Here is a 22,905-nt window from a genome sequence, read left to right as displayed (position 1 = left end):
TTATTTCAGCTCCTCATACTGTTCTACATTGATATCTCCAAAAGTACTCATGGAATTATATACTGCACAGGAAAGATCCATCAGTGGAAATAAGGCAACCGCTCCGGTACCTTCTCCAAGGCACATTCCCGCATGGATGATTGCTTCTTTATCCAGTTCTTTCAGGATCAGGTGTGCTGCCGGTTCTTTGGATACATGAGAAGCAATGATATAATCACTGACCTGAGGGCAGATTTTTACTGCGATCAGGGCAGATACACAGGAAATAAATCCATCCATCACAACCGGCATACCTAATGCCGCTCCACCGATAAACACACCGGTCATTCCTGCGATATCCAGTCCACCAACCTTTGCCAGAACATCGATCACATCTGCGCGGTCCGGATTGTTCAGGGCAATGGCCTTTTTGATCGCGTTGATCTTTCGCACAAGCCCCTCACCGGAAAGTCCGGCTCCTCTTCCTGTCATATCTTCTACCGGTTTCCCGAGAAGTACAGATGCCACAGCACTGCTGGTGGTCGTATTTCCAATTCCCATTTCACCGGTGGCAAGAACCTGGTATCCTTTTCCCTTCAGTTCCTCGGCCATGGCAATTCCCGCTTCAATGCCCTGGATCGCCTGTTCTCTCGTCATGGCAGGTTCTTTCGTCATGTTCCTGGTTCCGTAGGCAACCTTAAGATCTGTACGGACTTTTGTATCCGTTACCATTCCAACATCCACAGGGAAAAGTTCCGCACCACACTGCCGGCACATCACACAGCAGGTTGTGGTTCCCGCCAGGAAATTTTCGGCTACAATTGCGGTAACTTCCTGTCCTGTCTGAGTCACGCCTTCCTCTACAACACCATTATCTGCACACATGGCAACTACTGCTTTTTTTTCCACACGGACATCCGGTGTTCCTGTGATCCCGGCAATCTGTGTCAGCATATTTTCAAGTTCGCCCAGGGAATGCAGAGGTTTTGCAATACTGTCCCAACGCTGTTTTGCCCCTTCCATGGCCTTTTCATCCAGCGGACGGACTTTTTTTACTGCTTCTTTTAAAGTCATCATTTGCTACCTCCCGTTTTTTTACCTGTGGTAAAGATTATAAATTTACTAAATATATAATTCAGCACCAGCACAATAAACTGGGTGCAGAATTTTGCAACCATATCGTGAAATCCCAGCACAACTGCCAGCAGCCAAACACCTCCAACTTCAATCACCATTGTCACAAGACGCGCACTTACAAACTTCAGGAAAGGCCGGATATGATCCGCAAGAGTTGCACACTGATCATGAAATACAAATCTGGAATTCACAACATATGCAAACAGGATCGCCAGGATGATCGATACTACATTCGCCGCCATCAGAATAATGCCAAGCTCTCTCATAATATAAAAGCTTACCAGATTTACCAGCGTTGTACAACCACCCCAGAAAATATAACGGATCACATCATTTTCATATAATTTAAGAATCCGTTTTTTCATTTTCATGACCTCCATGTATGATTCTGGATACAATATATCTTGGCCGGCGCTTCACTTCTTCATAGATCCTTGCAATATAATATCCGATAATTCCAAGGCTCATCATCACCGCACTGCCGATAAACAGCATCACGATCAGCAAAGTCGTGTAACCCTCTACTGCATGTCCGGTAAAATATCTCACCAGTGAATAGATCAGCAAGAGCAGAGAACATATGAAACAGCCACCGGCTCCTATCGTTACAAACTGCAGCGGAAGCGTTGTAAAAGCCACGATATTGCGAAATGCATAACGGATCAGGCTTCCGGTAGACCATTTAGACTCTCCTGCTTCCCGCTCCTGCACCTCAAAAAGCACAGATGTACTTTTAAATCCAACCCAGGATGAGGTTGCCCGAAAAAACATGCTCCGCTCTGGCATAGAAAGAACGCTTTCCACAGCTTTCCGATCCAGAAGTTTAAAGTCTGAAGCATTCTCCATATTAAATCCGGTTGCCCTGGACATGATCCTGTAAAAAAATCCTGCACTTTTTCTGTGAAACACAGTTTCTGTTCCACGGCTCTTTTTTATCCCTTCTACAACTTCATAGCCCTGTTCCCATAACCGATACATTTTTACAAGAACTTCCGGCGGATGCTGCAGGTCACAGTCCATAACAGCCACTGCGTTTCCTGACGCCTGAGCCAGTCCTGCGACAATTGCAGCTTCTTTTCCAAAATTTCTGGAAAAATGTACACCAGTCACATTTCTATCTTTTTCTGCAGTTTCCTCAATTATTTTCCATGTCTGGTCCGTAGAACCATCATCTACAATAACCAGTTCGTAATTGATTTCGGCTAAATCCAGGATTTTTTTCAGCGTCCGGCAGGTTTTTGCCAGCATCTGTTCTTCATTATACGCAGGCAAAACCACCGATAATCTGCTCATTTTTCCTGATTTCCCCTTTCTCTTTGTTTCTTTGGCCTCCGGTAAAAGATTCCGATCATCAAAAACAGAAACAGCCCTGATACACTCAGGTACATTCCCGGTATCACATATGGTGTACAGTAGGTAAGCTCAATGCTGTGTTTTCCTTTTTTCAGCTCAACCCCCATATACATACTGTTCGCCTGAACCAGTTTTGCTTTCTTTCCGTCCACATATGCTGTAAATCCTGCATTATATGGGATTGAAAACACGAGGAACTTATCTGAAGATACTTCAATATCTCCGGTAAGTTTATTAGTTTCGGTCTTTATATTATGAAGACTTTCTTCTCCAAGCCGGTCTGTCTGTTTTTCCACAGAATCCATAGGCTGGCATACCAGATAAAGATCATCAAATGTATATTCCCCAGGAGTAGAAAATGTCAGCGTTATAGTTCCTGCGCTGTAATTTTTATACCCCATATTCAGAAGAAAATTATGGCGGCCACTGTATCCGTTATATTTGTCTGTAAAAATCCGGATGGTTTTGTCCACCGCTCCCAGAGAAACCTCTACTGCGGATTCTTTACTTTCTTTCCAGTAGCGCCAGTTGTCATCTTCGTGAAGTACCGTATTCTTCTCATATTCTGTAAGAGAATCCCACTTTCTGTCACTGATCCGGGCACGCGGTGAATATGCGTTGAAATCCAGATTTTTCGCCACAAGATAGACTTCTGCATCCGGTTCTCCCTGATATCCTATAGAAACCTTGGCATTTTTCTTTGTTACAATGATCTTTCCATCTTTGATCTTACAGCCTTTTCCTGCTTCCAGTGTAAAATCTGCTTTCTTGTCATCAAAGGTAAGGTCTGTTTCCGGAAGGCTGCTGCTTTCAATGACAGCTCCCTGAAGAAGAGCCTGCTGTTTTTCTGTTACAGAAAGTTTTTCATATTTTTCCCTTGGGATCCAGGTATCATACGTATAGCCCAGAGGAAGCGCATCCTCATCTTCGTAAATCCTGTACTTCTTTGTAGTAACAGCTTCCTGATCATATCCATAAGGAACGTAGCCATATCCGTTCTTTTTGATGGCAAAATATTTCACAGCAGCTAAACGGTCCAAAATGGTCCTTCCGTCCAGATTATTGTAATGATAATCCCATGGTGTATTCAGGTACATTTCATCGAAGAAACGACTGATATTTCCATTGGCCACACTGAAATAATAAGAAGTACTGTTAGTTCCCATATACATGGCAGTATTTACGTAAGAGCCCGTTTTGTACTGATCATAACGGCTGACTGAAGAATCTTCCAGCTTCTGGATCGCTTTATCCGGCCCGGACTGCAGTGCCTCCAGTGCTCCGCCCTTTTCTTCAAACTCTGACAGATAATCTTTTTCATAAGAATACTGATATGACACATTCAAAAGAATACTCGCTATCAGTACAGTAACGATCATTCCACAGAGATATTTTCCCTGCACAAAAATATTTCCATAGGAAACTACTGTAAACACAGCCAGAACCAGCAACATTACAGCCATGATATTCCGCTCTGTACGGGCTGTTTCCGAAAAAAGTGCAAGCACACAATATCCCAGCAGCATAATAAAAATCCGTCTTTTTTCCTGTATCTGTAAGGCAAACAGTTCCGGATATGCCTGCACCAGAATATAGGCGATCAGCATTCCATATGCCCAGATCCAGCGGTTGGATACATAGGAAAATCCATTGAGCACATGTCCTGCAAAAGGAATCAGCAGGAACAGATTTAAAAGTACAAATCCCAGTTTCAGTCCTGTATATTTTTTTCTTTTGGAAAAAATCACAAACACGCCTGCCATGGCAACTGCGGAATATCCAGCAACTCCCCACTGGATCATATTCTCACCAATCAGACAGCCGAGATATTTTTCGTAGTAAATGCGGTCATAAAATAACGGGACATAATTCTGTGCCTGAAAACGTTCTGTTCCAAACAAAGTCATCACCACAGGCAAAAAAATCGTCGCAGCGATCATCAGTGCCACCAGATAGAAACCTGTAAATTTCAGGAACCACTGAAATACATCTTTCACGGAACGTTTCCGGAATAAACCGAAATACCGAAATGCCGCATACAGCACCATGAAGATACTGATCATATAAAAGAAATAAAAACTTGACATTGCCGCTACAGCCGTCGCACAGATAAAAAGGTGCGGCTTCTCTTTTTTATAAACTTTTTCAATTCCCATAAGAACCAGCGGCAGGTAGATCATAGGATTGGAAAAGTAAGGATGTTTCATAGACGCATAGATCGTCCATCCCGCAAAAATATAAACAAGACTTCCGATAAATGTGGCCTGTTTCGGATTCTTGCGGTAAAAACAATAAATACTGAATGTGATTCCCGCAAGATAGATTCGAAGAAAGATCAGAATCTCATACAAAATCTCCGTATTTTTTTCCGGTACAAATACAGAAAGTAATGTCAGGGGATCACCGATCACATAATAATGAAGTGTTGTCAGAATATCAGATCCGAAACCAATATGCATATCCCACATAGGGAAGAAAATTTTATGATCTATTACCAGTGTTTTCAGTACATTCCGCAGATATTTCCCATAATAGGCAAGTGCATTAATATGCTGCGGAACACCGTCATGGCTCCAGATCAGTGATTTTCCGTTGAAATAAAAACAGCCATAAATAAACAGTGAGATCACTGCAAAAACTATCGTATACAGAATATAAAAATCTGCTTTTTTCTCTTTTCTGGATTTCTCCTTCGAAAAAAATCTTCTCATGTTGTATATCTCTCCTGTATATGAAAAAGGCCTGCGGTGCGCTAAACACCGCAGGCCTGTCACCTAATGCTTAATCAGCAAGCACACTGTATAAACAGTAACTATTGATCAGTAATTAGTCTTCTTTCTTATCTGCTCCGTAAAGAGTGATAAGTTTCTGCAGATACTCATATCTAGCCTGAGCCTCAGACTCGTTCTTAGCGAACAGTCTAGCAGCTTTCTCAGGATTCTGACGCTGCAGAGAGTTGTAACGAACCTCACCGTTCAGGAAGTCCATATAGTTCTCCATATCCGGTGTCTTGGAATCAAGGCTGAACTTGTTCTCAGCAGCCGGGTTGAATCTGAAGTTGTGCCAGTATCCGCACTTAACTGCCAGCTCTTCCTCTGTCTGAGCTTTGCTCATACCTTTCTTGATACCATGGTTGATACATGGAGCATAAGCAATGATCAGGGATGGTCCCGGATATGCCTCTGCCTCTGCAATTGCTTTTACAGTCTGGTTGAAGTCAGCACCCATGGAGATCTGTGCTACGTATACATAGCCATAGCTCATTGCGATAGATGCCATATCTTTCTTCTTAGTCTCTTTTCCGCCTGCTGCGAACTGAGCGATCGCACCTGTCGGTGTAGACTTGGAAGACTGTCCGCCTGTGTTGGAGTAAACCTCTGTATCGAATACCATAACGTTGATGTCGCGTCCGCTTGCGAGAACGTGGTCAACACCGCCGAATCCGATATCGTAAGCCCATCCGTCACCACCGAAGATCCACTGGGATTTCTTGGAGAGGAAGTCTTTCTGTGCAAGGATCTCTTTAGCCTTGTCACATCCACAAGCCTCAAGAGCTGCAACGAGTTTCTCTGTAGCTGCACCATTTGTTGCGCCTACAGCGTAAGTATCCAGCCATTCCTGACCAGCTGCTTTAACGTCCTCGTTTGTTCCGTTAGCTACAAGGTCTTCGATCTTTTCTTTCAGACCGCCACGGATCGCACGCTGTGCAAGAAGCATACCATAACCAAACTCTGCGTTATCCTCGAACAGAGAGTTGGACCATGCAGGACCCTGTCCCTTAGCGTTTGTTGTGTATGGTGTAGATGGTGAAGAGTTACCCCAGATAGAGGAGCATCCTGTAGCATTTGCAATGTACATTCTGTCACCAAAGAGCTGTGTGATCAGCTTAGCGTATGGTGTCTCACCACAACCTGCACAAGCGCCGGAGAACTCAAGGAGTGGCTGTTTGAACTGGCTGCCTTTTACAGTTGTCTCTTTATATTTAGCGATAACGTCTTCCTTCTGAGGAAGTGTTACACCGTAATCGAAGTATTTCTGCTCTCCTGCGTTAGCTTCAAGTGGAGCCATCTCAAGAGCTTTGTTGCCTTTCTTTCCTGGGCAGACATTTGCACAGGAACCACATCCTGTACAGTCAAGAGCGGATACAGTCATTGTGAATGTATAGTCTTTCATTCCTGTAAGCGGAAGTGTCTTGATTCCCTCTGGAGCGTTAGCTGTCTCATCTGCTGTCATGGCAACCGGACGGATTGCAGCATGCGGGCAGACATATGCACAACGGTTACACTGGATACAGTTGTCCGGAACCCATACAGGAACGTTAACTGCGATACCACGTTTCTCATATGCAGCTGTTCCGGATGGTGTTGTACCATCTACATAATCCTTGAATGCAGATACCGGGAGGCTGTTACCTTCCTGAGCATTGATCTTGCACTGGATGTTGTTTACGAAGTCCTGAGCTTCCTGAGCACCGTGGGATGCGTGAGACATGAAGAGTCCCTCGTCCTCAGCGTTCTTCCAGCTCTCCGGAACCTGAACCTCTACGACCTGTTTAGCACCGGCATCGATAGCTGCCCAGTTCTTCTTAACAACGTCATCACCCTTACGTCCGTAAGTAGCTTTAGCAGCAGCTTTCATAAGCTCGATAGCCTGCTCCTCAGGAATGATTCCTGTAAGTTTGAAGAATGCGGACTGAAGGATTGTATTGATACGTGTTGGTCCCATGCCAGTCTCAATACCAATCTTAACACCGTCGATGGTGTAGAATTTGATATTGTGGTTAGCGATGAAAGCTTTAACCTGTCCCGGAAGATGTTTCTCAAGTCCTTCCATATCCCAAGCACAGTTCAGAAGGAATGTACCTCCGTCAACAAGCTCCTGTACCATGTTATATTTGTTAACATAGGACGGATTATGACATGCAACGAAGTTTGCTTTGTGAATCAGGTATGTGGATTTGATCGGTTTCTTACCGAAACGAAGGTGAGACATTGTAACACCGCCGGACTTCTTGGAGTCATAATCGAAGTAAGCCTGAGCGTACATGTCTGTGTTATCACCGATGATCTTGATAGAGTTCTTGTTAGCACCTACAGTACCATCAGCTCCAAGTCCCCAGAACTTGCAGTTTGTTGTTCCCTCTGGTGTTGTAACAAGTGGTGCACCTGTCTCAAGAGAAAGGTTTGTAACATCATCAACGATACCGATTGTGAATTTCTCTTTCTCAGTGTTCTCATATACTGCTACGATCTGTGCAGGTGTTGTATCTTTGGAACCAAGTCCGTAACGTCCTGTAAAGATCTTAACATCGCTGAACTTGCTGTCGCGAAGAGCTGCAACAACATCAAGATACAGAGGCTCGCCAAGAGCTCCTGGCTCTTTTGTTCTGTCAAGAACAGAGATCTGCTTAACTGTATCCGGGATTGCATCGATAAGAGCCTGTGCACAGAATGGTCTGTAAAGACGAACTTTAACAACACCGACTTTCTTACCAGCTGCCATAAGGTAATCGATTGTCTCCTCGATGGTATCGTTTACGGAACCCATAGCTACGATGATGTGCTCAGCGTCAGCAGCTCCGTAGTAGTTGAACAGTTTGTAGTCTGTTCCGATCTTCTCGTTAACTTTGTCCATATACTCCTGAACAACTGCCGGAAGAGCGTCATAATATGGGTTACATGCCTCTCTTGCCTGGAAGAAGATATCCGGGTTCTGTGCAGAACCTCTCTGACATGGATGGTTCGGGTTCAGAGCGCGGTTACGGAACTCTGCGATAGCATCCATATCTGCCATATCTTTCAGATCTTCATAGTCCCATGTCTCGATCTTCTGGATCTCATGAGATGTACGGAATCCGTCGAAGAAGTTGATGAACGGAACTTTTCCTTTGATTGCTGCAAGATGAGCAACCGGTGTAAGGTCCATAACCTCCTGTACAGAAGACTCACAAAGCATTGCACATCCAGTCTGACGACAGGCCATAACGTCGGAATGGTCACCGAAAATACAAAGTGCGTGGGAAGCAAGTGCACGGGCAGATACGTTGATAACTCCCGGAAGCTGCTCACCAGCAATCTTGTAAAGGTTCGGGATCATAAGCAGAAGACCCTGGGAAGCTGTGTAGGTTGTAGTCAGGGCACCTGCTGCCAGAGAACCGTGAACAGCACCTGCTGCACCAGCCTCAGACTGCATCTCTGTAACCTGTACTTCCTGTCCAAAGATGTTCTTTCTTCCCTGAGTTGCCCACTCGTCTGTTGCCTCAGCCATTACAGATGAAGGGGTAATCGGGTAAATAGCAGCTACATCAGAAAAAGCATATGATGCATGAGCGGCTGCATGGTTACCATCCATGGTTTTCATCTTTCTTGCCATTTGTTTATTCCTCCTTAAAGGTTTGTTGAAAATATATTTTTAGGCTGTCAAGGGCCTAAAATTCCATTGGTTATTATAGCATAGATTCCCAGTTATGTCCATTTTCTTTCGCTGTTTTTTGTATATTATCATGTACAAACGTTGTTATCTTTTTGACAAGAAAAAAGAGCCGGTCAGAAACTTTTTCATTGCTCCCTCCCCGCTCTTCTTATTATCTTATCATACGCTTATTTCCGCCTGTCACAGCAGTTTACTGCTCCTCTTTCTCAAAAAGATCTTTCATGGATTTCCGCCGGAGCATCGCCCACAGCTGTCCCTGAATCTCTTTCAGTTCGTCATGAGCATAACATGGCACACCGTCCTGGCCGTTTCTTGAACATTCACATTTTCCATTCAGGCACTCAATGATCGACATGTCGGAATCAATCGCACTATATATATCATATAATGTCAGATCCGCAGGATCTCTCTTCAGGGCATATCCGCCATGAACTCCGCGATATCCTTCCACAATTCCCGCATTCTGAAGTTTCTTCAGTATTTTGTAGGCAAAAGGTGCTGTAATCGCCTCCCTCTCGCAGATCTCACTGACGCTTAAACGCGTCTCCCCCATCAATGCGCGGACAACCCGCATCGCATAATCGCTTTCTCTGGTGATAAACATCTCTAACCTCTCTTCTGTTCAACTAAGCTGCTGATTTATGATAATTTCCGCCCCTGTCTGTACCGACACGTTCCCGGGTGTTTCATTCGTGTCAGGATACATCCTTGATTTCGGGCTACTCTGTTTATCATATACGTCAGTATAACGCATTTTTTTCAATAATAAAAGGTTATTATTTTCCTGTAATCCATTGTAAACCCGCTGTTTTCCCTCTATTTATATAAAAAAGAAAAATACAGCTTGCAAATTTTTCAGTTTACGGTACAATAGGAAACGATTGTAATGTTATACTATGTAATTGAAACGATTTTTATTAATGAAAAAAGAGGTATGATATGATTTCAGCAAACAACATCACACTGCGTGTTGGAAAAAAAGCACTTTTTGAAGACGTTAACATCAAATTTACAGAGGGCAACTGCTATGGATTGATCGGCGCCAACGGCGCAGGAAAATCTACATTCCTCAAGATCCTCTCAGGCCAGCTCGAACCAACGAAAGGTGATATCGTAATCACACCTGGACAGAGACTTTCTTTCCTGCAGCAGGATCATTTCAAATATGATGCCTACCCTGTTCTGGATACCGTTATCATGGGTAACGAAAGGCTTTATCAGATCATGAAAGAAAAAGAAGCCATCTACGCAAAAGAGGATTTCACAGACGAAGATGGTATCCGTGCCAGCGAACTTGAGGGTGAATTTGCAGAGATGAACGGATGGGAAGCAGAATCCGACGCCGCCACTCTTCTCAACGGTCTCGGTGTCGACACAGAGTTCCACTACACACAGATGGCAGATCTTACCGGTAGTATGAAAGTCAAGGTCCTGCTTGCCCAGGCTCTTTTCGGAAATCCGGATATCCTTCTTCTGGATGAGCCTACCAACCATCTGGATCTTCCTGCTATTGAATGGCTGGAAGAATTCCTGATCAACTTTGACAATACCGTCATCGTAGTATCCCATGACCGTTATTTTCTGAATAAAGTCTGCACACATACTGCTGATATTGACTATGGAAAGATTCAGCTCTATGCCGGAAACTATGATTTCTGGTTTGAGTCCAGCCAGCTTCTGATCAAACAGATGAAAGAAGCCAATAAGAAAAAAGAGGAAAAGATCAAAGAACTTCAGGAATTCATCTCCCGTTTCAGCGCCAATGCTTCCAAATCCAAGCAGGCAACTTCCAGAAAACGTGCTCTGGAAAAAATCCAGCTGGATGATATGCGTCCTTCCAGCCGTAAATATCCATATATCGACTTCCGTCCAAACCGTGAGATCGGAAATGAAGTTCTTATGGTTGAAAATCTTTCCAAGACAATTGATGGTGTCAAAGTTCTGGATAACATTTCCTTCACACTGGGTCGCGAGGATAAAGTTGCTTTCGTAGGTGCCAACGAGCAGGCGATCACAACTTTCTTTAAGATTCTCACAGGTGAGATGGAGCCGGATGAAGGTAATTATAAATGGGGTGTCACTACTTCCCAGGCATATTTTCCGAAGGACAACACTCAGGAATTTGATAATGACCTCACGATTACAGACTGGCTGACACAGTATTCCGAGATTAAGGACGCAACTTATGTCCGTGGATTCCTTGGTCGTATGCTTTTCCCGGGTGAAGACGGTGTAAAACGTGTCCGTGTTCTTTCCGGTGGTGAAAAAGTTCGCTGCCTTCTTTCCAAGATGATGATCTCCGGAGCCAATATTCTGATCCTGGATGAGCCTACCAACCATCTGGATATGGAATCCATTACTGCACTTAACAACGGACTGATCAAATTTCCGGGTGTAATCCTTTTCACATCTCATGATCATCAGTTTGTACAGACAACCGCAAACCGTATTATGGAAATTCTTCCTAACGGCAAACTGGTTGATAAAATCACAACTTATGATGAATATCTTGCCAGCGATGAAATGGCCAAGAAACGTCACGTCTTCCAGGTTAATGAAGAAGACGCTCAGGATAACTAAATCTTTCATAACCAATTTTGATGTATGCACTTCCCCTGCCTGCTTATGCAAAAGCAGATGCAGGGGATTTTTATCCGTAAAAAAACTCCTGCCGCAAGTTTTCCTGCGGCAGAAGCTTTTTTAGTATTTCTTTTTAGCAATCCTTTACTCCATTGTGATCGGAGCAAGTTTCCCCTGAGTCACATCCAGAAGGTCTTTAAGCGGAACTTTCAGAGTGAGTCCGACTCTTCCGCCGCTCACATAAATTTCCTCAAAATTCTCCGCTGACTGATCAAACACAACTGGATAATTCTTTTTCATTCCAAGCGGACTGCACCCGCCTCGAATATAACCTGTGATCTTCGTAAGATCTTTTACGTGGATCATGTCTACTGTCTTTTCTCCAACAGATTTCGCTGCCGCTTTACGATCTACTTCTTTCTCAATCGGTACCACAAATACATAATAGCCGCCGCTCTTTCCTTCCATGACCAGTGTTTTAAAAGACTGGTCATGAGGCGCACCGGTAAGATCCGCGCAATGGATCCCATCTATAAATTCTCCACAGTCATATGTGATCGCCTCATATTTTACTTTTTTCCGGTCAAGCATTCTCATCGCATTGGTCTTTGCTTCTTTTCCCATTTCTGTCACTCCTCAGGTTTTCTCTTACTTATCTTCCCATTCGTCATAATCTTCCGGATCCAGATCTGCCATATTTTCTATGTCCATCTGCCGTCTTCTTTGCTGCTGTTTTTCAAATTCAGCATATGTATTTGGATTTTGTGCCTCTTCCCTGTCCGGAATATCATATGGATCATAGTCTTCATTCATATCGATTTCTTCATAACCGGACTCTCTGTTATACCTTCGGCTCCTGGCACTATAAGAATTGCGATCTCTTCCAGGATCAGGTGAATAACTTTTTGAAGAGGTACCTGCCCTCCTGCGTTCTGAAGACGTAGTTCTGTCAGAAGCAGATCTCCTTCCACTGTAGGAACTGTTTCTGGAATTTCCACCTCTTCGGCTGTCAGAAGAACTGTTTGGATTTTCTCTTCTGCCTCCTGCCTTTCTGCCGGCAGAGGTTCTGCTGTCTTCGCCTCTGTTCCTTCTTCGCTCATCCGCAGAATCTCTACGTTCTGAACGATCCCCGTATCTTCCATCCCGACCGGAAGTTTTTCGGGAATGCCTTACCTCTGTGTCTGAATTACCCGTCCGGTCATCCCGATATCCACCTGCGGACTTTCTTCCACGATCATCCGGTGCATATCCGAAATCGTGGTTTCTGTTTTCCGGTATGTTCTTTCTTTTTCTGCTCCTCTCCTCTTCGTAGGGTTCGTCCTCGTCTTCGCTCTCCTCCTCTTCATCTCTGTCCTTATTAATGGCAAACTGGATCAGCATACCAAGAAGTGCAATTCCCACAGCCATACCAATTCCATAAGGAAACTGTGCAAGGCCTCCCATCTGAGCGATGGATAAACCAGCCAGAACTCCGCCAAGAACACTGGTTCCAATAATGATCACACCTTTTGCATAACGCATGGCAAGTGCACCAAGTCCTACACCGATCAGAATGCAGAGAAAAAAGGAAAAAGAACTGGTTGGATGGATCAGGTAAATACTCAAAGATATTCCGATACCAAATCCCAGTACAAAAATACCTGCTCTGTAGACCAGGAATGAAACGATCGCCAGTACAATGCCAAATCCGGCCATGGCCCCTGCAATTATCATTTTATCCTGCACACCTGATATATATGTTGCGGCAAAACCGGCACCTGCACCAATGAGGAAGCCAAAGATCATCATCCAGAAACGTAAGATACGGTACCCGAGAATACAGTTCAAAAGTCCAAACACACAGAGCACTCCATATACGATCATCATAAGCTGTCCAATCTGTTCCATACCTCCTGTCCTCTGTATAATGTCAAACACCCTCGATAACATATCCATATTCATTCGCTTACTCCTCTCTTCCTGAATTCATTATTCTGCCTGAAAATCTGCCGATCACTTCATGATCTTTATTCAGAAAATCAGATATATGGTATAAAAATTATCCAGCACGCCGTAATGGTATTCCACCTGCCCAAGGCCATTCTGCTTCATATAATACTGAGCTACATTCTGCACTTCCCCATTATCCAGAAGTTCATTGCAGGCTGCAGCAAATGCCTCCTGATTGCTGAATTTAAATCGAACTACCGCAGCGCCATTATCCAAACGCATTTTGCAGTAATCATAAATAGTCTCCCAGTCATATCCGTCAAAACATCCCTGATTCAGAACATAGAAGTTCATGTCTTTTGCAGTACAGTCCGGAACAGTAAGTTCCTCCGATCTTATATATTTTTTTTCGTATTCTTCTGGAAAAGGGCAAAGATAATCATAAATAATCGTCTTATGTTCTTCCAGCTGTGCAGCATTCCCATTAAGAAAATCCGGCTGGTCACCATTAGTAGCATCTACATAATAATACTCTCCATCCAGTTTTACAATATTCCATGCATGCCCTTCTGTACTTCCCTGCGTGCTTCCATCTACATAAATGCACGGAACGCCTATTCTTTCCAGAAGATATTGAACTGCACCTGCATATCCCGCACAAACTGCCTCTTTTTTCCAGAAGACACCTGCAATACTCTGATCGTCATCACTTGCCTGATATTGGGTATTATCAATCACATAAGTATAAACAATGCGGACTTTTTCATAATCACTGGCATCTGCCGGAATCAGACTGCTTACTTCCTGAAATCCAGCCTCCATGGCATTCTGAATCTCACTGATCTCACTTTCTGTATAAATATATCCCGGGGTAAAAGTGCAGTAATCACTGTCTGAATAAGTTGTTTTATAAATTTTTTCGTGGTTATGCACCCAGAATATCTCCGGATGATCCTTCAGAACCGCATGATAGCATCTGTCAATACTGTCATCCTGGGAAAGGGTCAGATAAAAGTCCTTTTCCCGTGCGCGAATGCCCTTCAGGAGTTCTCTGTAAACTCTCTGTTCTTCTTCATTTAACTGTTTAAAATAATATTCCTGATGTCCTTCCTCACTCTGTGCCACTTCCATCTGACGTAATTCTTCTACCTCTTCCGGTTTTCCCGACAAAACGCTCTTCGCAATAGAACGGATCTGATCCAATGTTCCGGCCCGAACGTAAAAAGGCTGCAACATAACAGATAATACGGTCAAAATTACCACCAGCCGGCAAAAAAATCCCTTTTTCATTTTTTATCCTCTTAATATCCTAATACCGATTGTCAGAAAGGGCAGCCTCCCGCAGGAGACTGCCCTTATTTATCTGCTGTCTCTTAATTCTCCAATTCCAATGCTTCTGCATCATCAAAAGTCTTTACCGCATCATCGATAGATTCCGGATCCAGAGTCAGATCTTCAATCTCATCTTCATCCTCATCTTCCTGCAGAGAATTGTTTTTAAAGTCCTCAAGAAGATTATCAGAAAGAGTATCATTGGATGAAAGTGCGTCTTTCAGTGCTGTTGACTTCACAACATCTGTAAGAATATTATTCGTGCCATCTTCTGTCGTAGTGTTTTCTGCATTTTCACTGCCAGGCTCAGTTACTGCTGTATCAGAATAGAACGCCGGCTGTCTGATATAACGGAAGCTTGCGCTGTATGCCTCACCTACTGTTACTCCATTTTTACTGGAAGAACAATGTACCGCGATCCAGTCTCCGGAATCCGTCTTGCCACACAAAATTCCAACATGGTTGTCACTGCCCGCTTCAGGTCCTCTCTGAAATACAAGATCTCCCGGCTGTGCATCTGCCTCGCTGACAACATTCGCTTTCTCCCACTGATCGGAAGTTCCGTCACCAACTGCCGCCTGCATTCCCTGATCCTGATAACCGTTGATCACTGCCCAGGTAACAAAACCACTACAGTCAAGACCATACGCCCGCAAAGTTCCTGAACTCTTGCTTCCATCTGCTGAGACTTTCTCAACGGTTCCCCAGCTCGGATCCTCTCCAAGGACAGTAGACTTACCACCCCAGAAATATCCAACTTTACCTACCAGAGAATAAGCAGCCGCAATAACATCTACACGGTCCTCGGACACGTTATCGCCAACGCTCTCGCGGACAAAACCTTTCGATGCAGTAACAACCGCACAAAGAAGTTTACAGTCTGTCTCTACATATTTCTTAAGAACGGTTCTATCCTGCTTTGCAATATTATTCTTCTTAATATAATAATTGATCTTACGGTTTCCATAAGATACCTTGGTGATATCCTGTTTATCTCTGACGATCGGATTCATTTCCTCAAAGATCTTGGACAGATCTGCTTTACAGGATGAGTCCATTGTAAAAGATGTCTTACCGCTTTTACTTTGCTGATAAATATAAACAGCCAGGATATCTTGCCAGTTACGTACCAGCAGTGTATCATCGGTCAGTTTATTTTTTTCTTTATATTCTTTCTCGATTTCATCCATAACAGATGTAAAATCATCAGAAAATGTCAGATTATAATTATTCTTAAGGCTGTCCAGATAAAAATCTTTACCTGCGTGAAGGTTGGAGACCATGTTTGTCACATAAACCGGATCTCCGATCTGAGTAGCCGTAGCATTATTTCCATCTGTAATATCTGTAGTTCCATTATTGGAATTATTCTTGTTATCCTTATCCTGTAATATCGCTGCAAGCTTCTGCTCTGCATCAGTCAGTACAGAATAATTCGTAACCTTAGCTTTTTCTGCATCAGTCAGTGCATCATAAGCAGCTCGTGCAGCTTCAATCTCATCTTTTGTATCAGCTGTGATCATCTTTCCTGCCAGTGCATTGATCATATCTATAACTGTCTGTACCCTGGTATCATCCTGCGGTGCCTCTGTTGGCTGTGGTGTCGCTGTCGGTTCCGGTGTCGCTGTTGGCTCCGGTGTTGCTGTTGGTTCCGGCGTTGACGTCGGCTGTGGTGTTGCTGTTGGCTCCGGCGTTGCTGTTGGCTGCGGATCTGGTGTTTCCGTTGGCTGTGGTGTTTCCGTCGGTTCCGGATCTGGTGTTTCTGTTGGTTCCGGATCCGTAGGAATTTCCGGTTCTGTCACTTCCTCACTGCCCTCAGAACTCCCCTCATCAGCCGCAACAGTTTCTGCCATGTCAGCAGCTCTGACCCCGGCTGGGCCTGCCAGTACCATAGCTGATATCATCGTGATGCATAAAAACTTATTAAGGTACTTGTTTTTCATATTTATTAAGATGCTCCCTTCTTTCCTTGAACATCCCTTTACTTCCCCTATAATAAAGGTCTGCCTTAAACCATTTTAGATAACCTAAAGTTTAACTCCACTTATTTTAGCATAGGAATTTTATGAAATCAACCGTTCTGCCGGGATATCCTTGTCAATTTATTTATTTTTCACTTTTTATTCACATTTTTATAAGAACATTTTCGTACTGCAAAAAAGCTGCAACGCTTTCGCGCAGCAGCTTTTTGTCGTATACTGTCAGATTGCCGTTACCGGCCGGCCTTCCATATGGAACTGTCTTCTGAGACAGAGCTGAAAAATCCCCTGTATTACCTGATAACACACTCGAAGAATAAAGCGGATATCATCTGCAATACAACGAGGGCTCTCCAGATAGCACGCATGCCTCTCGCGGATATATCCCACAAGTTCCTCAAAACTGTCAAAATGCTTCGCCTCTTCCAGCTGGCTGTCCGCATTTCCACTTAAGATACACTCCTTCAGACAATTCTTCAGTTCCGCTTCATAGGAATTATGTTCTGCAAGACTTCCTTTATATGTTCTGTTATGAGGAAAAGTAAAGTAATCTGCCATATAATGCATGACCTCTCCGAATCTGCGCCAGTAAACTCTGGCATTATCTTCTTCCGGATTTCGCTCAATCAATTCCCGCATCTTTTCCTGAAGCTGACTGAATGTTCCAAAAAACTCATGTCTGGTAGTAAGAAACGACGGTCTCAGATCCGGCATAATATTGCCCAGGCAAAACGCTTTTCTGTGTTGCTGGAGGCTATACACCTCGGACATCTGGTCTGCCAGGTATCTGCCTAACAGTATATGTGATTTTTTACGCAATTTTTCCCTCTTCCTTCTTTCATGATTCAGAATATGGCCGAATCCATCAGTAAAGTAGTCCTGCCGGCCATCGACTGAAATCTGTAAACAATACATTTGTCAGAACCAACTTTACTATAGCACCATTTTTCTAAATAAGCAAATAAAGTTTGCGTAAAGTTTCTGTTTTTTCACTCAGCTCAACCATACGGGTTTCAGCCCTCTTACAGTTCCTTAAAATCCGGTGTGCCATACAGGTCGTATGGGGTGCTCTGGTATACGTAATAAGCATTACAGGTTGCGTCCTTTTTCATTTCTAAAATCCTGATTCTATAAGGCTTTTCGGGATACTGTACGCCATTACTTATGCTTCTTACGCCATCATTACCCCATTTTCGCAGTCCCCTGTATTATGCAAACTGAATAATTTTGTTGTTTCTTACAGTGCTGTTTTCATTTACTTTGTCCAATCCGATGGTATCCTCCAAAAGCTTCATATCTTCTGTTTTTTTCTGCTCCATGACACTTGTATATAAATCCATTGTCATTTGAAGCGAAGCATCCTTCCTTTATGTGATACCTTTACCAAGTTCTTTACCTTTTAAATCTTTTCCCATCGTGTCGTATTCCTTTTATGCCCTACATACGATTACGACAGAACCTTTTCAGCATTATTCTATCATAATCTACGGGCAATATCCAATTATTCCTTGTTCTCTTCCACTAAAAAAAGAGTATCCCGGATCTTGCATGACATATTCTTACAGCCGGTCCAGCTAGTGTTTTCTTCTTACTGCTGCCTCTGCTTCTGCCACTGCTGCCATCCTGTCACGTTCCGGGGATGCTCTTTACATCTGTTTTGTTCTTCCTTTGTATAATTATTCGCATTCTTCCAGATTCTGTTTCAGTATCTTTTCTACATCCAGAACATGCGCTTCCGCTTCTATATCTTCCACATTCTCTGTTATTGTTGTCGTATACATAACTGGTTTTCCCACATTTATATCACAATCATATAAGGCTGACATTAGCAACACCTGAAACTGTTCCTGTGAAAGCTGGAAAGATGGACAGTCCGCATTTTTTATCTTCTCTTCCATCTCTTTGTTATGATCTACGTCCGTTTTGCTTGCGTAATACGTCAGATTTTTATGGATTTCCCGGGGCAGCAGCTGTAAATTGTCCGCACGGTTGCACTCTTTTCCTTCACTTGGCTTATACTGGTTCTTTTTCCTGATATGGTGGATCTCATTGTCATCAGATCCGAACTCATTTTCTAGGAAACAGTCACTCATTACCCGGTACATGCTAACGTGCTTATTGTGTTTCTGTCCTTTAACTTTGTATTCATAATACCAGTCCTGTCCCGTCCGGCTGCCGTCCTTATTCTTTGTCCCTGTGTACCTGTGGTTTGGTTTCACTACCTTGATCTTATTACCATATGCAGAAAACAGATAACCTTTGTTGGACATAAACCAGTACGCTGGGTATGGTTCCTTACATTGGACGATCTGCTCTCCTTCCTGCATAACATAATTAAATGTCTTCATCATCAGATCATCAAATTTTTTACTGTATTCTTCTTTCGTATATTTCTTATATTTTCTCATTTTATTTACTCCTTTTTATCCTTTTTGCACCTGTAACTGGTACAGATGCCCTCATACTTTCATATTTATCTGAATTTCTTAAACTCTTTTGCAAGCTGCTTGTCGTGCTTATCAAGCTCTCCACGGATCACTTTTTTCAGCTCTGACATGTCGTTCACGTCCACACCATTTATCACGAACTGATACTCATTATTCATGGTAACTTCCTGTCTGGCTGGTACTTCTTTTATGTTTGGACTTCCTGCATTCTGCATAACATCCGTAAACTCCTGCATGATCGCTGTTGCTGGCCTCAGAATCTTTGTAAAATCCTGCGTCAGAACCGTTTCTCCCGACTTGGCTCCAATGAATCCGGTATCACCATTTTTCATGATCGCATCTCCCAGAAGTGTCCCCATAGTTGCCGGGATCAGATTTCGGATCACTCCGCCCTTGGAGAATCCAAACGTCTGAAGCTTTTTAACCAATGCGTTCTTCTTTTTGGTATCCCATTTGCTTACATTTTTTGCATCCTTATAGCCCAGAATCGAAGCTGCCTTTACAATGTTTGCATTGCTGGTTTTCTTACCTTTCTTTGCAAAGTGCTTCACAACCGGATCTTTGATTTTCTCAATCTCTGCGTCACCGCCTGTGTAAGTAGGTAATGCTGCATACCATTTCTTCAGCTCTGCTTCTTTTTTAGTATTCGCCTTTACGGTATTGGCACTCTGTCCGGTAGACATATTCAGGACACGGTTCTTTTCTTCTGTGGTAAGAGAATATTTCTTACTCTTGGCTGTACTGTTTACGATCTTGGAATTCTTCGCTGCATCCTTCAGTACAGACACATTTAAACTTACAGCCTTACAATATCCGCCAGATCCCTGAACCTTGATTGTTGTTTTCCCGGTTTTTAATCCCTTCAGAGTGATACTGTTGGCGGATTGTGTGATTTTCACGATTCCTTTTGTGGAAGCTGTACAGGTGAAATTCTTATTGACTGCGGTTGTCGGACTGAAGCTTACCTTTACCGTTGCTGTCTTTCCTACGTTCACAACAACTGATTTCGGACTTAATGTAATGTTCTTCAGGGTTTTATTCTGTGCATCGGTAGCAACATTTCTTATTACTTTATCCGCAGCAGAATTTCCGATTCCTGTAGATCCTGAAAGCTTGGTATCTTTGATGCCTGTTACTGCACTGTCAGCCTTCTTACTGTCTGTTGAATCATTCTTAAGATTGGAATTCTGAATGTTCTTCTGGAACTGATCCGAAACTTTCAAACCTGTGTCTGCAATGATCTGGTTGATTTCTGCATAAGCATCCTTGTATTTCTGCTTTGTAGTTTTCAGCATCTCGTCAATGACAGCGGTCTGCATCTGAGAGTTGGATTTTACTGCATTTAAAGTACTGTCCAGAGCATTGTCAGCCTGATCGGTAAGGTTATCATAACCTTTAGATATCATATCAATCTGATGGCTGTGTTTGGTATCTTCCAGATCTTCCTCTTTTTCCGCAAGATCCGCTTTTAACTGTTCCAGCTTTGCTTTGGCAGCAACGTTTGTAGTTCCCTCCAGAGCTGCAATCTGCGCTTTGATCGCATTAATATCCTTATTTTTGCTCTTGATAGTCTTATCAAACTGGTAATACTCTTCCTTGGCATCTGTGGCTTTCTGCCGTATATCCACGTTCTCTTTCAGGAGATCGTTCTCTTTTGAAACCTGATCCTCATACATTTTCAGCATATCCTGATTGTAACTGTAAATCGCCTTGGAAGATTCCCGGATTCCGTCCTTATACTGTTTCTGGTATTCCTTCAGCTGTTCCTTGGTAAGATTTCCTGCATTATATTCTTCCTGAGCATTTTTCAGTTGTGCCCGATAGTCCGCAATTTTCTGCTGTTCTGCATTCAGTCCCTTATTGATAAGAGCAATGTTGGCAGCTCCCTGTTTCGTCAGTTCACCAGAATCAGAGAAGAACGTATCAGAATCCAGCATATCTTTTAAGGTGTCGCAGTCGTCAATCAGTTCATCCAGAGAATCAATGGTATCATCTCTTCTTCGGTAAGATCAGAAATTTCTAACCCCGTATCTTCTTCATCCTCACTCTCTTCCTCATACTCTTCCAGATCATCCATAAACTCTTCATCCTCAAATTCTTCTGCAAACTGCTGAAATTCATCCATCTCTTTCATTCCTCCATATATTATTACAAACATTTGTTCTTATTGTATCGTGTAAGTCATGCTAATATTTATATATAAATTTGTCAATAGTCGGAAAATGGTTTTTTTGCCACTATAATAACAGTCTTTTTAATCTTCCACTGTACACTTACCAAAGCAATTTTTTACCCCTGTTTTAAGGACTTTTTTTATCTTTTTGATACAAAAATCCACCGTAATCTTTTCAATGGGAAGTTACCCGTCTAAACCTTAAAATCCATTCTAGCCCCATATACGCGCGTTACAGGCCTATGAAAATTTTTTTAATTTTTCAAAAAAATATGTCCATAACATCCAACCCAGCTCCCTGTCCTCCACTCCCAACTCACTCTCCGCAGCGTCCTGACCTTACCCACCACAGTGGCCTTCAGAGCGTCTGACAGCCCGTACAGAGCATCCTGTACACCTCTCTGAACAAGTCTCCATACAGCACCTCTGATCCGTTTCTGACCGAATACGTGCCCTAGAAGCCTATAGTTCAATCCGATCATAAAGTCATTGAAAAATTCATTCTCACCCCATTATATAAGAAGATTCTCTGATTTCTGGCGGTCACGATCTGTTGATACAGGCAGTACCAGCCATATAAATTCCAGTCCATATCAGGCTCTTTCTCCAGTCACAGTGAGCTTCCAACGAATCAAATAACAGTATTCCTCCAACTGCTGCCATCTTCTCTGAATCAGATTACTCTCAGACCTGCTCCTGATACTCTGCTCACCCGGCACGTTTGCTTACCCTGATCTGCTGACTGTAGCTCACCTGATAGCTCTGGAATCCATCCTAACTGATCCTGTGGAGAAGTTATCAGCTGGCAGTGAACCCGGCTTGTAGGACTATAGGATGCTCACAGGGCAGCACTTATTTACAGATCTCTTTTTCCGTACAGTTACTGCTTGATTCTGCTTCAACCATCATTTATACTGTAATTGTAGGAGGTGCATAGCATGAATAACACACTACCCATTGAAGATTTAAGCAAGACATATCTGGAACATTCCATGGTTATAAACAATTTCGTTATCAAGATCGGCAACCAGATCAAAGACAGCTTATGCCGTGTTTTCGGTGACAGTGTACAGTATGAATGGCGTGAAAATGATGATAAAGTCGTTGTTCCCGACGTTTCCATCATCTGCAACATGAGAGATCGTAAGAATGTATCTTTTACAGGTATTCCACGTTTTGTTATGGAAGTCCTGTCCCACGCTACTGAGGACTACGACAGGCATGAAAAAATGAATATCTATTGTAAGGTTGGAGTTTCTGAGTATTGGATTGCCGACTGGCGCAAGAAACAGGTTGAGATTTATCTGTTCGATTTCAAAGAAGATGGTGAGCCTTATCCTTACTTATATAAGACAGTCACCGCAGAGAATAAAGAAGATCTTCAACTCGTTATGTTTCCGAATTTTCACATAACCTTTGACGAACTGTTTGATATCATCGAATATTAATCAACACTATGTCCATATAAGAGTAAAGGTATACTGCTGCCTTTACTCTTTTTGTATATGCTTCCTTCATTTTCAGGCTCTCAAAATTTTTCTGCTCGTTTTTTTTAATCGAGTTT

Annotated in this window: 17 protein-coding genes; 2 read left to right on the top strand and 15 right to left on the bottom strand. The window is 43.0% G+C overall.

Annotation, left to right across the window (positions count from 1 at the left end; genetic code table 11):
* The 6 genes from cobT to GPK81_RS08810 form a co-directional block, all read right to left on the bottom strand.
* On the bottom strand, window positions 1–1,053 hold the full coding sequence (gene cobT / locus GPK81_RS08835; protein ID WP_118064468.1) for a nicotinate-nucleotide--dimethylbenzimidazole phosphoribosyltransferase: 1,053 nt from the start codon (window positions 1,051–1,053) through the stop codon (window positions 1–3).
* Complete coding sequence (locus tag GPK81_RS08830) at window positions 1,053–1,481, bottom strand: GtrA family protein (RefSeq protein ID WP_021978151.1); 429 nt, start codon at window positions 1,479–1,481, stop codon at window positions 1,053–1,055. The genes cobT and GPK81_RS08830 overlap by 1 nt, the downstream gene beginning before the upstream one ends.
* On the bottom strand, window positions 1,462–2,409 hold the full coding sequence (locus GPK81_RS08825) for a glycosyltransferase family 2 protein (protein ID WP_021978152.1): 948 nt from the start codon (window positions 2,407–2,409) through the stop codon (window positions 1,462–1,464). The genes GPK81_RS08830 and GPK81_RS08825 overlap by 20 nt, the downstream gene beginning before the upstream one ends.
* Window positions 2,406–5,180 carry a YfhO family protein gene (locus tag GPK81_RS08820; RefSeq protein ID WP_021978153.1) on the bottom strand — a complete coding sequence of 925 codons (2,775 nt, stop codon included), beginning with the start codon at window positions 5,178–5,180 and terminating at the stop codon, window positions 2,406–2,408. The genes GPK81_RS08825 and GPK81_RS08820 overlap by 4 nt, the downstream gene beginning before the upstream one ends.
* Before the next feature lie 115 nt (window positions 5,181–5,295).
* Complete coding sequence (gene nifJ / locus GPK81_RS08815; RefSeq protein WP_118070123.1) at window positions 5,296–8,841, bottom strand: pyruvate:ferredoxin (flavodoxin) oxidoreductase; 3,546 nt, start codon at window positions 8,839–8,841, stop codon at window positions 5,296–5,298.
* Between the two features lie 250 nt (window positions 8,842–9,091).
* On the bottom strand, window positions 9,092–9,505 hold the full coding sequence (locus GPK81_RS08810; RefSeq protein WP_021978155.1) for an RrF2 family transcriptional regulator: 414 nt from the start codon (window positions 9,503–9,505) through the stop codon (window positions 9,092–9,094).
* Between the two features lie 335 nt (window positions 9,506–9,840).
* Here GPK81_RS08810 and GPK81_RS08805 point away from each other — a divergent pair, with 335 nt between their 5' ends.
* Window positions 9,841–11,481: an ABC-F family ATP-binding cassette domain-containing protein gene (locus GPK81_RS08805; protein WP_021650411.1), complete on the top strand. Its 1,641-nt coding sequence runs from the start codon at window positions 9,841–9,843 to the stop codon at window positions 11,479–11,481.
* A gap of 144 nt (window positions 11,482–11,625) precedes the next feature.
* On the opposite strand, the gene ybaK is transcribed toward GPK81_RS08805, so the two are convergent.
* From ybaK to GPK81_RS08760, 9 genes are all read right to left on the bottom strand, one after another.
* A complete protein-coding gene (ybaK, locus tag GPK81_RS08800) occupies window positions 11,626–12,105 on the bottom strand; it encodes a Cys-tRNA(Pro) deacylase (RefSeq protein WP_021978157.1) in 480 nt (159 codons plus the stop codon).
* Between the two features lie 24 nt (window positions 12,106–12,129).
* Window positions 12,130–13,368 (bottom strand): TMEM198/TM7SF3 family protein, encoded by a 1,239-nt coding sequence (locus GPK81_RS08795; protein ID WP_215706903.1) that lies wholly within the window; start codon window positions 13,366–13,368, stop codon window positions 12,130–12,132.
* A gap of 123 nt (window positions 13,369–13,491) precedes the next feature.
* Window positions 13,492–14,700 (bottom strand): transglutaminase domain-containing protein, encoded by a 1,209-nt coding sequence (locus GPK81_RS08790; RefSeq protein ID WP_252196631.1) that lies wholly within the window; start codon window positions 14,698–14,700, stop codon window positions 13,492–13,494.
* 83 nt (window positions 14,701–14,783) lie between these two features.
* The gene (locus GPK81_RS08785; RefSeq protein ID WP_215706902.1) at window positions 14,784–16,685 is read right to left on the bottom strand and encodes an NlpC/P60 family protein; all 1,902 of its coding nucleotides are present in this window, start codon (window positions 16,683–16,685) and stop codon (window positions 14,784–14,786) included.
* A gap of 258 nt (window positions 16,686–16,943) precedes the next feature.
* A complete protein-coding gene (locus GPK81_RS08780) occupies window positions 16,944–17,540 on the bottom strand; it encodes a zinc dependent phospholipase C family protein (RefSeq protein WP_118064427.1) in 597 nt (198 codons plus the stop codon).
* 389 nt (window positions 17,541–17,929) lie between these two features.
* Entirely contained in the window at window positions 17,930–18,067 is a 138-nt protein-coding gene (locus tag GPK81_RS08775) for a hypothetical protein (RefSeq protein ID WP_021978163.1), read from the bottom strand.
* 330 nt (window positions 18,068–18,397) lie between these two features.
* Window positions 18,398–19,129 (bottom strand): hypothetical protein, encoded by a 732-nt coding sequence (locus GPK81_RS08770; protein ID WP_215706901.1) that lies wholly within the window; start codon window positions 19,127–19,129, stop codon window positions 18,398–18,400.
* Between the two features lie 65 nt (window positions 19,130–19,194).
* A complete protein-coding gene (locus GPK81_RS08765) occupies window positions 19,195–21,105 on the bottom strand; it encodes an Ig-like domain-containing protein (RefSeq protein ID WP_215706900.1) in 1,911 nt (636 codons plus the stop codon).
* A gap of 26 nt (window positions 21,106–21,131) precedes the next feature.
* A complete protein-coding gene (locus GPK81_RS08760) occupies window positions 21,132–21,293 on the bottom strand; it encodes a hypothetical protein (protein WP_021978166.1) in 162 nt (53 codons plus the stop codon).
* A gap of 986 nt (window positions 21,294–22,279) precedes the next feature.
* Between GPK81_RS08760 and GPK81_RS08755 the strand changes: the two genes are divergently transcribed.
* Window positions 22,280–22,789, top strand: coding sequence for a Uma2 family endonuclease (locus GPK81_RS08755; RefSeq protein WP_215706899.1), 510 nt, complete (start codon window positions 22,280–22,282; stop codon window positions 22,787–22,789).
* The last annotated feature ends 116 nt before the right edge of the window (window positions 22,790–22,905 follow it).

Source organism: Blautia sp. MCC283 (assembly GCF_018785565.1).
In the GTDB taxonomy this organism is placed as follows: domain Bacteria; phylum Bacillota; class Clostridia; order Lachnospirales; family Lachnospiraceae; genus Blautia_A.
This window is presented reverse-complemented; position numbering and strand designations above follow the sequence as displayed.